The following is a 15,008-nucleotide window of genomic DNA, read 5'->3' on the forward strand; positions in this document are numbered from 1 at the left end:
CCACGCTCTCTCCGACCCTCAGCAACACGGCTTCGGAACGTGTTGTGCCCGTGATCGCGTTCGCGAGGATTCCTCTCCGACCCCGGCGACTCCCCCTCAGAACGCGTTGTGCCCCGTGATCGCGTTGCCGAGGATCAGGCAATGCACCTCGTCGGTGCCCTCGTACGTGTACACGCTCTCCAGGTTGAGCATGTGCCGGACGACCGGGTAATCGAGGAGGATCCCGTTCGCGCCGAGCACGCCGCGCGCGGTCCTCGCGATCTTGAGCGCCCAGCCGACGTTGTTCCGCTTGCACAGCGAGACCTGCACCGGGCTGATGCCGCCCGCGTCCTTCTGCCGCGCGAAGTGCAGCGCCATGATCTGCCCCTTCGCGATCTCGGTCGCCATCTCCACGAGCTCCGCCTGGATGAGCTGCCGCGACGCGATCGGCTGGCCGAACTGGACGCGCTCGCGCGCATACGACACGGCCGTCTCGTAGCAGGCGCGCGCGGCGCCCAGCGCGCCCCACGCGATGCCGAAGCGGGCCTGCGTCAGACAGCTCAGCGGGCCCTTCAGGCCGACGACGCCGGGCAGCACGTTCTCCTCCGGGACGCGCACCTCGTTGAGGACGATCTCGCCTGTCGGGCTCGCGCGAAGGCTCATCTTGCCGTGGATGAGCGGCGTCTCGAGCCCCTTCATCCCCCGCTCCACGACGAAGCCGCGGATCGACTCGGGCCCTCCGTCATCCACCTTGGCCCACACGACGCAGAGGTGCGCGATCGGCGCGCTCGTGATCCACATCTTCGTGCCCGTGAGCACGTACGAGCTCCCGTCCTTCCGGGCGCGCGTCTTCATCGAGCTCGGGTCCGAGCCGCTGTCGGGCTCCGTCAGCCCGAAGCAGCCGATCAGCTCGGCCGCGGCCATCCGCGGCAGCCAGCGCTGCTTCTGCGCCTCGGAGCCGTACTTCCAGATCGGGAACATCGCGAGCGACCCCTGCACGCTCACGAAGCTGCGCAGGCCGCTGTCGCCGTACTCGAGCTCCTGCAGCGCGAGGCCGTAAGCGACCGAGTTCATCCCGGCGCAGCCATACCCGGTCAGCGAGCCACCGAGCAGGCCGAGCGCGGCGATCTCGGGGATCAGGTCGGTCGCGAACTCCTCGCGCGCGAACAGGTCCGCCGCGCGCGGCAGGTACCGCTCGCGCACGAAGCGACGGACGGAGTCGCGGACCATGCGCTCCTCGTCGGAGAGCAGCGGATCGATCGCCATGAGCTGATCGAGCGAGACGGGCTCCTGCGCAGCGGCCATGGCAGTGCCTCTAGCGTGCCTTCGGACGGCGCGGAAGGGGCAGCGCCGGCGGGCGCGGCCGGATCACGGGCGAATCATGGGCGGCCGGAACACGGGCGGCCGGATCGCGGGCGGCCGGAACACGGGCGGATCAGGGGCGAATCACGGCCGGCTCACGGGCGGATCGAGACGAGCGTGCCCTTCCGCAGCGAGAGCGCGCCGTGCCAGGCGGCCGGCACCTCGGGCGTCGTCCACTCGAACAGCCAGGCGGCGTCGAGCGGCGCGAGGTTCACGCAGCCGTGGCTGCGCGGGGTGCCGAAGTCGTCGTGCCAGTACGCTGCGTGGAACGCGAACCCCTCGGTGAAGTACTGGACGAAGGGCACGTCGCGGAAATCGAACGGATCCTCGTCCTCCTCGTCGCCATCCATCGTGACCGTGACGTGCTTCGTGTGGATGCGGAACAGCCCCTGGATCGTCGAGCGCGTCGTCTTCCAGTCGCCGAGCCCGTCCGCGCCCGTCGAGACGAGGGTGACGTAGACAGGGCGCGTGCCCTCGTAGGCGACGAGGCTCTGCTGGTTGATCGAGACGTCGATCCACTTGCGCCCGCGCACCGCCCACGCGGGCGCCCGGGGGAGCGGGTCGATGCGCACGACGTCGTCGGCGCGGACGAGCGAGCCGTCGCGTGCCTCGAGGTGGTCGACGCCGCCGACGCGGCGGGTGGCGCCGGTCAGCGGGATCGCCTCGCGGAAGCGGAGCGGGGCGCTGGTGAAGCCGCCGCGCTCGCCCAGGACGAGGCGCGCGGCGCGGCGGCGCTTCGCGAAGGCAACGGGGAGCGCGGCGTCCTCGGTGAGCCGGAGCCCCGAGAACGCGCTCGGCCGGATGACGCGGGTGCGGTCGAGCGGCAGGACGGCGAGGTCGGTGGTGAGGCCGAAGCGGCGGCCGTCGTGATCGAAGGTCGAGAGGAGCGCGAAGCCGGAGCGCGTGCGGGCGCGGCCGAGGACGAGCGCGTCGGGCGCGCGGCGATCGCCGGCGAGGCCGGGCGCAGGGCGGCCGTAGAGCAGGACCGAGGGCGTCGCGTCGAGGAGCGGCGGCGCGACGAAGTCGGACGCGCGCGCGGCCGCCGCGGCGCGGCGCAGGTGCGCGCCGAGGTCGGGCTCGGCGCTGCGCTGCTCGTCCTCGGTCGGAAGGCGCGCGTAGAGAGGCGGGGTGGGGGAGCCCGACATCACGTAGGTGTAGGGCAGGCCGTTGAGCCAGGCGGCGAGCTCCGCGTCCGGCCCGGCGGGGCGGGCGGCGGGGACGGCGGACGCCGTGGTGGGGACGGCGGACGCCGTGGTGGGCACGGCGGACGCCGTGGTGGGGACGGCGGACGCCGTGGTGGGCACGGCGTCCGCCGTGGTGGGGACGGCGTCCGCCGCGGCGGGAGCGGCGGCATCGAGGGAGCCCGGTGCTGCATCCTGAACGGTGGGGGCGGCGGGCGCGGCGGGCGCGGCGGGGGCGGCAGGCGCGGCGGGGGTGGCAGGCGCGGCGGGGGTGGCCTCGCCTGCGACGGCGGCCGCGGCGAGGACGGCCCCGCCGAGGGAGGCCGGTATCGTGGCCCCGAGGTCCGCGTTCCGCGCGGCAGTACGGGTGTCAGGCACGGCGGGCGAGGCGGCCTGGGCGAAGAACCGACGGATCGGGCGGCGGGACGAGGCCTCGACAGCGATATCGTGGATGTCGAGCGTCGCGCTGGCGCCGATGCAGACATAGCCGCTCGGCTCGATGCGGTACCAGCCCCCGGCGCACGACTCCCTGCCGGACGGCTCCGGCCGGCGCGCGACAATGGCGCCGGCGCGCAGGTAGCCGATGCGCCGGCCCGTCCAGCGCGGCTCCGCGAAGATCCATGTCTCCCTGGCGATGCTCGCGAGCTCGTGGACCTCCTCCCTCGGCGTCTCCGGAGCGGCCGGGGGCGGATCGAGCCGGGGGAGCTCGTCCGAGCCGTCGTCCACGAGCTGCGGCGGCAGCACCGGCAAGGCGAGCGGGTCGACGCCCGGCGCCGCGAGGTCCGCAGCCGGATCCGTCGTGGCGCTCGCGGCCGATTCCGCGCCGGCGCTCGCGCCGGGGGGCGCCGCAAGCGCGCCGCGATCTGCGGAGTCCGCCGGGTCGACGAGAGAGGGAGTCGGCGCCGGGAGGGAGGGCACCGCCACGCTGACCGCCGACGCAGGGGCGGGGGCCGGGGACGTCGCGGCCGGCTCGGGAGCAGGGCGCGGGCAGCTCACGCTGAGCGCGGAGAGCGCAATCGTCGGCACCAGGAGAACGCCTCGCACGCGCATACGGACGCGCGTACCAGGTGGCGCGGGTGAGGGCCAAGTTCGAGGGAGGGTATCCAGGAGAGCATCCAGCAGAGCGCGAAGACGAGGCGCCAGAGCTCGGGAGCGGGCGCCTCGCCGGCGCAGCGGAGGCGCCTGCCTGAAGGCCCGGGGCAGCCTGCCACGGCGCCCCCGGCGCGAGGGGGGCGGACGCGGCGGCGGACCCGCGCTGGTCGCCTTCACCGCCGCGGTGCGCGGCCGCCGCGGCGGTCCACCACCTGGGCCGGCCTCACGGCATGGGGAGGTCGCGCGCGCACATGGCGGTGACGTAGTAGCGCCGCGAGTCGTTCGCGTAGGCGACTTGATAGCTCGTCGCCTGCTTGTACGCGGCGGCCAGGAAGCTGCCGCCGTGCATGAAGCGCGTGCGAGATCCGTTGTCGAGCCGCGAGCAGTCGTTGCAGGGCGTCAGCAGCTGATAGATGTCCGCGCCGTCGCGGGTCGCCTTGTACGCGTTGCCGGCCAGGTCCATGTGGCCCCACCGGCCAGCGCCCGCGGGGAACCTGCCGACGTCCGTGAGATCCGTCTGCGAGCAGGGATAGAGCGACGGATACGACGTGATGCAATCGCCGGCGACCGAGCCGTCGCCCTGGCAGCACCAGGACGCGTCGTCGAGGCTGATGTCGGTGACCCTCTCGCTCTCCCACGGATAGAAGCGCTGCTCGTCGCCGCCGGCAGAGACGTAGTTGATCTCGGCCTGGGTCGGCAGCCGGCCGCCGTCCCACGCGCAGAACGCGAACAGCTCGTACCACGTCGCGCAGACGATCGGCTTGTGCTCCTTGGCGCCCGGGGTGTCGCTCCAGGACGGCCATCCGTACGGATCGCAGACGAGCGCCGATCGGAGCGCGCTCGTGTCGCCCGCGAGGTGCTGGTTCCAGCTCGGGTCCCAGCCGCTGTTCGGGATCTTCGGGTGTGCGCCCGCCCCGGCCGGCGGCGGGTTGGCCCGCGTCGGGCCGCCGGTCCGCTCGATGTACTGCCGGAAGCGCCCGACCGTGATCATGTACTTGTCGAGGTAGAAATCGCTGACGGTCGCCGGGAGGCTCGGGTTGTTGAGCCGGTTGAACGTGCCGCCCGGCACCGGGAGGGTCGAGCAGCAGTCGTCGTTGCCTTCGACGCCACAGTTGACGCCTGCGCCCGGCGTGTTGCTGCTGCAGCTGATCGGCAGTCCAGGCACCCCGCCGCCTCCGCCCGCGCCCCCGGCGCCGCCCGCGCCCCCGGCGCCGCCCGCGCCCCCGGCGCCGCCCGCGCCGCCCTCGCCCCCGGCGCCGCCCGTGCCCCCGGCGCCGCCCGCGCCGCCCTCGCCCCCCTCTCCGCCGGAGCTCGACGTCGTGGTGGTCGTGGCGCTGGTGCTGGAGGTCGCGGTGGAGCTGGTGCTCGATGCCGACGTGGCGCCGGTGCTGGAGACCGCGGTGGAGCTGCTCGTCGTGCTGGTCGAGCCGGTCGCCGTGGCGCCGTCATAACAAACGTGGAGAGACGGACGCTTGTCCTGCGAGCTCTCGCTCGTCCTGATGTGCGTGCGATTCGCGGTCTGCTCGAAGAGCACCCCGTGGTTCGGTACGGCGCCGCTCACCCAGCGCTGCACGAGCGCCGTGAGGCTGAGCGTGTGCTCACCATAGATGTACCCCGCGCTCGCCTCGAGGGTCCCCAGGACCTCGGGATCCCACGCCGCTGCGTGCGAGCTCCACGTCACCTTGTCTTCGTCCCACGCCGCCGTGACCCGGTGTGCGCGCATCGCTTCGGGGAACGCGGCGCCCATGTGAAGGGAGAGGTCGGCGGAGACGACGATGGCGTCGCTGGGGATGGACGAGAGATCGAACGCGATCAGCGCGTGCATGTGCGCGCTGTTGCTCTCGCCGGCGTACATGTCGCCTCCGGTGAGCGGGGTGTCGGCATGGCGGGAATGGATGAGCGCATCCCTGACCACGCCCGTGTCCCCGGTGCGCTTGAGCGTCACGCAGACCGTCGCCGCCTGCTCCGCCTCATGGATGAGCTCGCCGCCCGCGTCCTGCGCGTCGACGCACCCGGCGAGCGCCGCGCCGGAGGCGGCGAGCGAGGCGAGGAGCAGATGCCGGCACCCTCTCACGAACGTCCGATTCCTCATGGTGCTCTCCGATCCGCGCCGTCGGCCGAGCTCGCCCGCGAGGCCGCCGGTGATGCCGTCGCGCAGGAGCGCCAGAATGCGCCTCCGCAAAGAGCCACATCCGCCTGCGCGCCGTGAAGCATCCTCTTCATCAGGTCAGCCGTAGGATCGTCCTGTCGTCGGCGTCGCGCGACCGCGCGAGTCAAACGATATCGTTTTACGGCCCGGATCGGAGTGCGTCAATTGTGAACCGATGTTCGCCGGCAAAAAATCTGCTGACGTTGTTTGTGGTATCGGTGAAAAATGAACCTTGCCGCGCGAGCCGCTCGTGATTGTCGAGCGCGGCGGGGGCATGTCTGGCGGTGTCGCCCAGGTTTCCGCGCCCGCGTCCGTGTCCGTGTCCGTGTCCGTGTCCACCGCTTGCGCGGAGCGTGCGGATCGGTGGTGCATTTTGTCACTCAATCCGATCATGCAGGGAGGGATGGATGGCGCCCGGGCAGAGGCGCGCGCTTTTGCCTACATGATCGTCTGCGCGCGTGCAGCCCGGCGAGCACCGTGGCCGGCGGCGCCGGACGCGAGCTGAAGAGCTCGGTCCGGCGCGCTTTCTCCGCTTCCGCTTCAGCTCACAGATCGCGCGCGCACATGGCGGTGACGTAGTAGCGGCGATCGACGTTCCGGTAGGAGACCTGATAGTCCGTCTTCTGCTTGAACCCGGCCGCCAGGAAGCTGCCGCCGTGCATGAAGCGCGTGGCGGAGCTGTTGTCGAGCCGCGAGCAGTCGTTGCAGGGCATCAGCAGCTGATAGATGTCCGAGCCGTCGCGGGTGGCCTTGTACGCGTTGCCGGCCAGGTCCATGTGGCCCCAGCGCCCGGCGCCGTTCGGGAACTTGCCGACGTCGGTGAGGTCCGACGGGCTGCACGGGTAGAGCGAGGGATACTCTATCTTGCAGGAGCCCGCGACGGTGCCGTCGCCCTGGCAGCACCACGAGGCGTCGTCGATCTCGATGTCCTCGACGCTCGTGCCGCCCCAGGGGTAGATGCGCTGCTCGTTGCCGCCGGCAGAGACGTAGTTGATCTCGGCCTGGGTCGGCAGCCGGCCGCCGTCCCACGCGCAGAACGCGAACAGCTCGTACCACGTCGCGCAGACGATCGGCTTCTTCTCCTCGGCTCCCGGGGTGGGGCTCCACGACGGCCAGTCCCACTGCTCGCAGATGAGCGCTGACCGGAGCGCGTTCGTGTCGCCCGTGAGCTTCGAGTTCCACGCCGGGTCCCAGCCGCTGTTCGGGATCTTGGGGTGGGCGCCCGCGCCGGCGGGCGGCGGGTTGGCCTGCGTCGGGCCGCCGGTCCGCTCGATGTACTGCCGGAAGCGCCCCACCGTGATCATGTACTTGTCGAGATAGAAGTCGCTGACCGTGGCCGGCAGGTCCGGGTCGTTGAGCCGGTTGAACGTGCCCCCGGGGACCGGGAGCGTCGAGCAGCAGTCGTCGCTCCCGTCCACGCCGCAGTTGGCGCCCGCGCCCGGCGTTTCGCTGGCGCAGCTGATCGGCAGGCCAGGCACGCCGCCGCCGCCGCCTCCGCCCGCGCCGCCTTCGCCGCCAGCGCCGCCAGCGCCGCCAGCGCCGCCAGCGCCGCCAGCGCCGCCAGCGCCGCCAGCGCCGCCGGAGCCCGACGTGGAGGCGCTGGTCGTGGAGGTGGTGGCGCTGGACGTCGCCGTGGTGCTGCTCGTCGAGGAGCTGACGCTGGACGTCGCCGTGGTGCTGCTCGTCGAGGAGCTGACGCTGGACGTCGCCGTGGTGCTGCTCGTCGAGGAGCTGACGCTGGACGTCGCCGTGGTGCTGCTGGTGGAGGAGCTGGAGCCCGTTGCGTCGTCATAGCAGACGCGGAGAATCGGCTGCTGTGCTGCGTCGATCTCGCTTGTCCTGATCTGGGTGCGATTCGTGTCCTGCTCGAACAGGATGCCGTAGTTCTGGATGGTGCCGTTCACCCAGCCCTGCACGAGCGCCGTGAGGCTGACCGTGTACCGGGTGGAGCTTCCAACCGTGAAGCTGCCCTCGACCGCAGCGCCCTTCGCCGCTGCATGCGAGTCCCAGGTGATCGTATACTGATTCCAGGGCGCCGTGATCCGGCGCACGCGGACCGTATCGGGAGTCCATGATTTGACGGATACGGAGAGATCCGCCGAGACGATCGTGGCGTTGGCGGGGACCTGCGACAGGTCGGCCTCCAGCACCCCGTACTGCACGCTGCCTGACGACGCGTGGATGCCGGCGTACATGTCCGGTCCCCAGCCATAGTTGGTGGTGGGCATCCCTTGATGCAGGAATGCATCCTTGAAGGCGGCGGTCCCCTGGATCTGAACACACACCGTCGCCGCCTGCTGCGCTTCGTCGACGAGCTCGTCGTCCGCGCCCGGTGCGCTGACGCACCCGGCGGCCGCCGCGCCGGACGCCGCGGCGAGGTAGGCCAGGAGAAGATGCTGATACCCTCTGACGAACGTGCGATTCCTCATGACGCTCTCCGATCCGCATCGCCGGGCGCTGCCCGCCAGCGAGGCAAACTGTGACGCCGTCGCGCTGGAGCGCCAGAGAGCGCCCCCGCCAGCTCATCCTCTGCCTGCGCGCCGTGAATGATCGCCTATCTCAGGCCAACGGTCGGATCGCTCTGGCTTCGATCAGCGCGCGAGGAAAACGATACCGTTGTACGTCTTCAAACGGAATACGTCAATCGCGAATCGATGTTTGTCATGAGAAACCTTGTGAAGTCGTGAGTTGTATTGAGACAAAAAGAGACATTGTCGCGCTCATCGCTCGCGCTTGTCGAGCCCCTGTTTGCTGATTTTGTGGTTTCGCTCACGAGCGCGCCCTCGCTTCGCCTCACGGGGCGGCGCGCTGTTGGATTTTTACCGACTGGATGCGTGTGAGCGGGGGCGATGGAGCAGGCTTGCTTGCTTCCGCCTACCTGGCTGCCTGTCCGACCACTCGGTTACCCGGTTACCCGGTTGCGCGGTTGCGCGGTTGCTCGGATCGTCTCGGCGCAGCGCAGCCTGCGCAGCTCTCTCGGCCAGCGCAGTTTTCTGGGCCCGCTCAGCGCGCTGAGCTACCTGCCACTGCCCTGTCCAGGACGGGAGTCCGGAGCTGCGGCCCGGGAGAGGCCCTCTGCGACCTCCGTGACGATCATCGTCGCGAGGAGATCGAGCAGCGCGCGGCCCTCGTCCTCGGTGGCCTCGCGCGGAGCGCCTGTGTAGGCGGCGTCCATGCCCAGGGCGCGGAAGCTCTTCACCCCTGCCTTGATGCCCTCCGACAGGCTCACGCCGACGTCGGGCAGGGCCCGGGCGATGTCCTTCCGGACGAGCGCGGGGGCCGCGGCGAGGACGAGCGATGTCTCGTAACGGCCCGCGTGGCAGGCGCCGCTCCGGAACTCGGCCGAGAGCGTCCGCGCCCAGCGCCGCGCGAGCGGGCAGGCCACGGAGGCGCGGCCCGGGGGCAGGTCGCCGGTGGCGGCGCGCACGGCGCGGTCGTGCTCCGGCTCGAGGTGGTTGTTGATGAAGCAGACGTGCGACAGGCCAGCCGACAGGTACGCCTCCGCGACGGCGCGAAGGAAGGCGGTGAGCGCGGGCGCCGGGATCGAGATCGCGCCGGCAAAGCCCGCCGCGAAATCGGTGACACCGTAACCGACGGGCGGCGCGAGGAGCGCGGCGACGCCCCGCTCCCAGAGCCGGCGGCCGGCGAGCTCGGCCGCAGCCTCGCCGAGGAGCGTGTCCGTTCCGAGCGGCAGGTGCGGGCCGTGCGGCTCCACGGACCCGACCGGCACGAGCGCGACGCAGGGCGCGCCGGCCGACAGGAGCGCGGCGAGCTCTGCCGTCGTGAGCTCGGCGAGGCGGGGCGCGGCCTGCACGCGGTCCTGCACGCGCTACTCGCCCGCCGGGTTGTCGCCGGCGGCCTCGCGCTGCCGGAGGACCTTGCGGTCGACCTTGCCGCGGTCGTTCCGGGGGACGTCCTCGACGAAGACGATCCACCGCGGGTACTTGTGCTTGCTGAGCCGGTCCTTCACGAACGCCTTGAGCTCCCCGGCGAGCGCGGCCCGCCCCTCCTCGGTGGCGACGCGGGCGCGCGCGTCGTCGCGCACGACGATGAACGCCTTCGGCTTCACGAGGCCCGCCTCCTCGGCGCCGATCACCGCGGCGAGGCTGACCGCCGGGTGCCGGGCTAGGCACTCCTCGACCTCGACCGGCGCGACCCAGACGCCGCCCACCTTGAGCAGCTCGTCGGCGCGCCCGCTGAACCAGAGGTAGCCCTCGGCGTCCATGCGGAAGAGGTCGCCGGTGCGGCACCAGTGGCCGTGGAACGTGCTCCAGCTCTTCTCGCGATCCTGGAAGTAACCGATCGCCACCGAGTCGCCCTTCACCCAGAGCACGCCCGTCTCGCCGGGGGCGAGCTCGGGCGCGCCGGCGCCCGTCGCGTCCGACGGGAGGATCTTGAGCGTGTACCCCTCCACGGCGCGGCCGAGCGACCCGGGACGCACGTCGCCGGGGCGGTTCGTGCAGTAGATGTGGAACATCTCGGCGGAGCCGATGCCGTCGTAGACGTCGGCGTGGAACCGCGCGCGGAAGCGATCGAGGAGCGCCGACGGGAGCGCCTCGCCGGCGGAGAGGTGGAAGCGGACGCTGGAGAGGTCGAGGCGCGGCTCGCCGCGCGCGGCCCGCGCGTCGTCGTGGTCGAGCAGCTTGCCCATCATGGTCGGGACGTTCGTGATGACCGTGGGGCGGTAGCGCTCGATGTACTCCGCGAGCGTCTCCGGCGTCGGCCGCTCGACGAAGAGGCCGGCCGTCGCGCCGACGGCGAACGGGAACATCAGGTTGGTGCCGGTGGCGTAGCCGAAGAAGAGGCGCGGCACCGAGACGGTGATGTCGTCGCGGCGGTAGCCCACGGTCGCCTTGGCGTAGCACTCGGTGTTGAAGGCGAAATCGCGGTGCGTGTGCATGGCCGCCTTGCTCCTGCCGGTCGAGCCGGACGTGAACAGCCAGATGGCGACGTCGTCGCGCCGCGTGGGGCGAGGGCCCTCCAGCGCGCTCCTCGGCGCCAGCGCGGTCCGCCCCTGCCCGAGCGCGTCGCGGAGCGAGATGCCCCGCATCGGATCGAGGGCCGGCGGGACGGGGAGCTCGGCCTCGAGGTCGCCGCCGGTCGGGACCTCGGGGACGAGCACGAGCGTCCGGAGGTCCGCGGCGGCGAGCGCGCCAGCGATCGACTCGGCCACGCGCGGGATGGTGACGACCGCCGCGGCGCGCGTGTACTCGACGAGGTACGCGAGGTCGGCCGCGGGCGCCTCGGGGTTGCCCATCGCGACGACGGCGCCATGGCTCAGCGCCGCGAAGAACGCCCACACGAACGCGGGCGAGTCGTGCAGGACGATGAGCACCCGCTGCTCGGGCGCGACGTCCTCGAGGGCGAGGTGGGCGCGCAGCCTGCGGACCCGCTCGGCGATGTCAGCGTAGGTGTGCCGCTGGTCGCCGAAGAGCAGGGCGACCTTGTCGCCGAGCCCCTCGCGCAGCCGGTCGAACAGGTAGTAGTCGGCGAGGTTGAAGTCCTCGGGGAATGTCGGTGGGTTCATGATCACGCTTCCTCTCGCCTCCACGGCGGCGCCGTGAGCCGCCGCCTGCCTCCGTCGGTCGTCGCGACGCCCGGCGCGTCGAGGCCCTCGCGATCCCAGAGCTGGCACGTCACGGGCCGGTGGCGCTGATCGAGCGCCTCGCAGTAGTTGGAGTAGATGCACCGGCGGACCTCGCCGCCGCGGCCGAGGCGCAGCTTCAGGAACCAGTCGGGGTCGGCCAGGGTCTGCCGCGCGGCGCCGATGAGGTCGGCCTCGCCGCGCGCGAGGATCGCCTCGGCCTGCGCGAACGTGCAGATGCCGCCCGCCACGACGACCGGCGTGTCGAGGCCGGCGTCGCGCACGGCGCGCCGGATCTGCGCCTGCTTCGGGACCTGCCGGCCGAACGGGCCCGCCGCGTCGGAGAGCGCGGTGGGCATGCACTCGTACCCGCTCGGGCCCGTGTAGGGGTACGCCGCCTCGCCGACCTTCGGCTGCTTCGCGTCCTCGAACTTGCCGCCGGTCGAGAGCGAGAGGAAGTCCATGCCGGCGCGCGCGAAGGCGAGCGCGAAGAAGATCGCGTCGTCGACGCGGTTGCCCCCCGCGATGACGTCGTCGCAGAGGAAGCGGCAGCCCACCGTGAAGCGGGACGAGACGGCGGCGCGCACGGCGGCGTGGACCTCGAGCGGCAGGCGCGCGCGGCGCTCGCGGTCGCCGCCGTAGCCGTCCGGCCGGGTGTTCAGCGCGGAGAGGAACGACGCCATCGTGTAGGCGTGCGCGTAGTGGAGCTCGACGCCGTCGAAGCCCGCCTCGCGCGCCCGCCCGGCGGCGGCGGCGAAGAGGCCGGGCAGCGCGGCCGGCAGGTCGCGGATGTGGGGGAGCGCGACGTCGGTGACGCGCTCGCGCTCGCCGGAGCGCAGCGCCTCGAGCTCGCGCGGCGCGAGCACGGCCGAGAGGCGCTCGTCGTCGAGCGCGACGAGCCGCTCGCGCACCTCGCGCTCCGGCGCGTCGCGGAGCGCCGGCTCGCCGAGCGCGTCGGCGAGCGCGCGCCGGTGCGCATCGGTGACCGCGAGGAACTCCCGGAGGAACCGGTCCCTCGGCGGGCGCCTGCGGATACGCAGGAAGTCGATGAGCTGGAGGAACACGCGCGTCCTGCCGCCGCTCCGGGCGCGGACCGTCCGGACGAGCTCGGAGAGCCCCGGGATGAACCGGTCGTGGCCGGCGCGGAGCAGCGGCCCGCTCGGCACGTCGCGGATGCCGGTCGCCTCGACGACGAGCGCGCCGGGCTGGCCGTCGGCGAAGCGGCCGTACCAGTCGAGGACGTCCTGCGTGACCAGCCCCTCCTCGGTCGCCCGCCACGGGACCATCGCCGGCACCCACGAGCGCTCGGCGAGCTCGAGGCCGGAGGCGAGGCGGAGCGGCGAGAAGAGGCGCGCGCGCGCCGCCTCGTCCGCGGTCGGGGGGGCGTCGGGGGGCAGCGGGTGGCGGATTCGCTCCGGGGGCTTCCACATCGCTACGGGGCCTCACCCCGCGCGCGCCCGTCGGCCGCGGGCTCCGCGGCCGCGCGCTCCAGGATGCCCTTCGCGATGATGAGCTTCTGGATCTCCGTCGTCCCCTCGTAGATGCGCAGCGGCCGGATCTCGCGGTAGAGCCGCTCCACCTCGGTCCCCTCGATGACGCCCATGCCCCCGTGGAGCTGCACGGCGCGGTCGATGATCCGCTGCGCCGCCTCGGTGGCGAACATCTTCGCCATCGCCGCCTCGGTCGAGACGCGCGCCGCCGCGCCGCCGGCCGCGGTGTCGCGCTTGTGGGCCGCGCGGGCGACGAGGAGGCGGGCGGCGTCGAGCTCGGTCGCCATCTCGGCGAGGTACGCGCGCACCATCTGCTGCTCGGAGAGCGGCGCGCCGAACTGCCTGCGCCGCGTGACGTGCGCGATCGCCTCGCGCAGCGCGCGCGCCGCCATGCCGTTCGCCGCCGCGCCGACCGAGATCCGGAAGGCGTCGAGCGTCTGCATCGCGAGCTTGAAGCCGCCGCCCACCTCGCCGAGGCGGGCGCTGTCGGGCACGCGGCAGCCCGCGAAGCGGACCCGGCCGATCGGGTGCGGGACCGACATCGGCAACGGCTCCGACGAGACGCCAGGCGCGCCGCTGTCGACGAGGAACGCGGTGATCGCGGCGCGCGCCGCGCCCTTCGCCGCGCGCGCGCCGCCCGCGCCGCCCGCGCCGCCGCCCTCGGCCGGGGACGCGACCGCGCGCGCGAAGACCACGAGGTGATGCGCGAGCGGCACGTTCGAGATCAGCACCTTCTCGCCGTCGAGCACCCACCCGTCGCCCACGCGGCGGGCATCGGTCCGCAGCGAGGCGACGTCGCTGCCCGCCTCGGGCTCTGTCAGCGCGAACGCCCCGACGCGCCGGCCCGACAGCACGTCGGGGAGGATCGCGCGCCGCTGCGCGTCGGTGCCCGCGAGCACGACCGGGTACGAGCCGAGCCCCTGCACGGCGAAGATCGCGTCGGCGAGCGGGGAGACCTGGCCGAGCGCCTCGCGGACGAGCACCAGCGCCCGCACGTCGATCGCGGTCGGATCCGCGGCGCGGCCGTGGCCCGCGGGCGCGCCGCCGAACGCCGCGGGGACGAGGTGCGCGTAGAGCCCGAGCGGCTCGCCCAGGCAGCGCGCCACGGCGGCGGCGTCGCGCGCCTCAGCGAGCGGCGCGAGCGCCTCGGGGGTCAGCCGCGCGGCGAGCGCCGCGTGGCGCTCCTCGAAGAAGACCGGGAGATCGGCCGAGGAGAGCGCGAGCGTCGTCATGACCGCGGCGTCGACGGGCCGGTGGTCCTCGGGGTGGGGGGCGCGTCCGCGGCGGGCGGCGCCGGGGCGTCGCCCGGATCGGCGCCCTCGAAGCGCGGCGGGCGCTTCGCCTTGGTCGCCTCGTAGGCCTCGCGGAAGTCGGGGTGCGCCATGCAGAGCGCCTGCGCCTGCGCCTCGGCCTCGATCGCGGCGGCGAGGGGCATCGTGCGCTCGCTCTCGAGCATCTGCTTCGTGATCGCGTGCGCGAACGCCGGCCCGCGCGCGAGGCGCTCGGCCCACCCGAGCGCGACCTCGAGCGCCTGGCCGTCGGGGACGACGCGGTTCACGAGGCCGATGCGGAGCGCCTCGCCGGCGTCGACGAGATCGCCGAGGAAGAGCAGCTCGGCGGCGCGCCCGTGGCCGACGAGGCGCGGCAGGAGGTACGAGGCCCCCATGTCCGCGCCGGACAGGCCGACCTTCGGGAAGACGAACCCGAAGCGGGCGCTCGCCGCGGCGATGCGCAGGTCGCAGGCGGCGGCGATCACCGCGCCGGCGCCCACGGCGACGCCGTTCACCGCGGCGACGACCGGGCGCCGGAGCTCGCAGATGCTCTGGATCAGCGCGCCGGTGACGCGCGTGAACTCGAGCAGCCCGCGCGCGTCGCGCGCGAACAGCTCGGCGATGATCCCCTCGACGTCGCCCCCCGAGCAGAAGCCGCGCCCCTCGCCGGTGAGCACGACCGCGCGCGCGGCCGAGCGCTCGAGCGAGCGGAAGGTGGCCGTGAGCTCGCCGTAGACCTCGAAGGTGAGGGCGTTCAGGCGGTCGGGGCGGCTCAGCGTGATCTCCGCGACGCCGCGGCGTATCTCGAGCTGGAAGGAGCGGGGAGTGAGGGTCATGGGCCTCTCCTGTTCTGTGCGCGTTCGGTGCGCTTCGGGTTCGATGCGCCTCGGGGGGTGGCGC

Annotated in this window: 9 protein-coding genes; all 9 read right to left on the bottom strand. The window is 73.0% G+C overall.

Annotated features, from left to right (window positions below):
• Positions 1 to 96: 96 nt before the first annotated feature.
• Complete coding sequence (locus WMF24_RS10215; protein WP_437736191.1) at positions 97 to 1,284, bottom strand: acyl-CoA dehydrogenase family protein; 1,188 nt, start codon at positions 1,282 to 1,284, stop codon at positions 97 to 99.
• Positions 1,285 to 1,436: 152 nt separating this feature from the next.
• Complete coding sequence (locus WMF24_RS10220) at positions 1,437 to 3,548, bottom strand: L,D-transpeptidase (protein WP_437736192.1); 2,112 nt, start codon at positions 3,546 to 3,548, stop codon at positions 1,437 to 1,439.
• A 289-nt stretch (positions 3,549 to 3,837) separates the two neighbouring features.
• Positions 3,838 to 5,706: an SUMF1/EgtB/PvdO family nonheme iron enzyme gene (locus WMF24_RS10225; RefSeq protein ID WP_437736193.1), complete on the bottom strand. Its 1,869-nt coding sequence runs from the start codon at positions 5,704 to 5,706 to the stop codon at positions 3,838 to 3,840.
• Positions 5,707 to 6,308: 602 nt separating this feature from the next.
• Positions 6,309 to 8,192, bottom strand: coding sequence for a DNRLRE domain-containing protein (locus WMF24_RS10230; RefSeq protein ID WP_437736194.1), 1,884 nt, complete (start codon positions 8,190 to 8,192; stop codon positions 6,309 to 6,311).
• A 587-nt stretch (positions 8,193 to 8,779) separates the two neighbouring features.
• Complete coding sequence (locus WMF24_RS10235; RefSeq protein WP_437736195.1) at positions 8,780 to 9,589, bottom strand: creatininase family protein; 810 nt, start codon at positions 9,587 to 9,589, stop codon at positions 8,780 to 8,782.
• Between the two features lie 3 nt (positions 9,590 to 9,592).
• Positions 9,593 to 11,290, bottom strand: coding sequence for an AMP-binding protein (locus tag WMF24_RS10240; protein WP_437736196.1), 1,698 nt, complete (start codon positions 11,288 to 11,290; stop codon positions 9,593 to 9,595).
• Positions 11,291 to 11,292: 2 nt separating this feature from the next.
• Positions 11,293 to 12,777 (bottom strand): NADH:flavin oxidoreductase, encoded by a 1,485-nt coding sequence (locus tag WMF24_RS10245; protein ID WP_437736197.1) that lies wholly within the window; start codon positions 12,775 to 12,777, stop codon positions 11,293 to 11,295.
• 2 nt (positions 12,778 to 12,779) lie between these two features.
• A complete protein-coding gene (locus tag WMF24_RS10250) occupies positions 12,780 to 14,069 on the bottom strand; it encodes an acyl-CoA dehydrogenase family protein (protein ID WP_437736198.1) in 1,290 nt (429 codons plus the stop codon).
• Positions 14,066 to 14,989 (bottom strand): enoyl-CoA hydratase family protein, encoded by a 924-nt coding sequence (locus tag WMF24_RS10255; protein WP_437738788.1) that lies wholly within the window; start codon positions 14,987 to 14,989, stop codon positions 14,066 to 14,068. Before WMF24_RS10255 ends, WMF24_RS10250 begins: the two co-directional genes overlap by 4 nt.
• Positions 14,990 to 15,008 lie beyond the last annotated feature (19 nt).

The sequence above is a fragment of the Sorangium sp. So ce1335 genome (genome assembly GCF_051521615.1).
Classification (GTDB): Bacteria; Myxococcota_A; Polyangia; order Polyangiales; family Polyangiaceae; genus Sorangium.

Coding starts and splice junctions, on each gene's coding strand:
- WMF24_RS10215 (WP_437736191.1), bottom strand. CDS start 1,284: ATGGCCGCTGCGCAGGAGCCCGTCTCGCTCGATCAGCTCATGGCGATC.
- WMF24_RS10225 (WP_437736193.1), bottom strand. CDS start 5,706: ATGAGGAATCGGACGTTCGTGAGAGGGTGCCGGCATCTGCTCCTCGCC.
- WMF24_RS10230 (WP_437736194.1), bottom strand. CDS start 8,192: ATGAGGAATCGCACGTTCGTCAGAGGGTATCAGCATCTTCTCCTGGCC.
- WMF24_RS10240 (WP_437736196.1), bottom strand. CDS start 11,290: ATGAACCCACCGACATTCCCCGAGGACTTCAACCTCGCCGACTACTAC.
- WMF24_RS10245 (WP_437736197.1), bottom strand. CDS start 12,777: ATGTGGAAGCCCCCGGAGCGAATCCGCCACCCGCTGCCCCCCGACGCC.
- WMF24_RS10250 (WP_437736198.1), bottom strand. CDS start 14,069: ATGACGACGCTCGCGCTCTCCTCGGCCGATCTCCCGGTCTTCTTCGAG.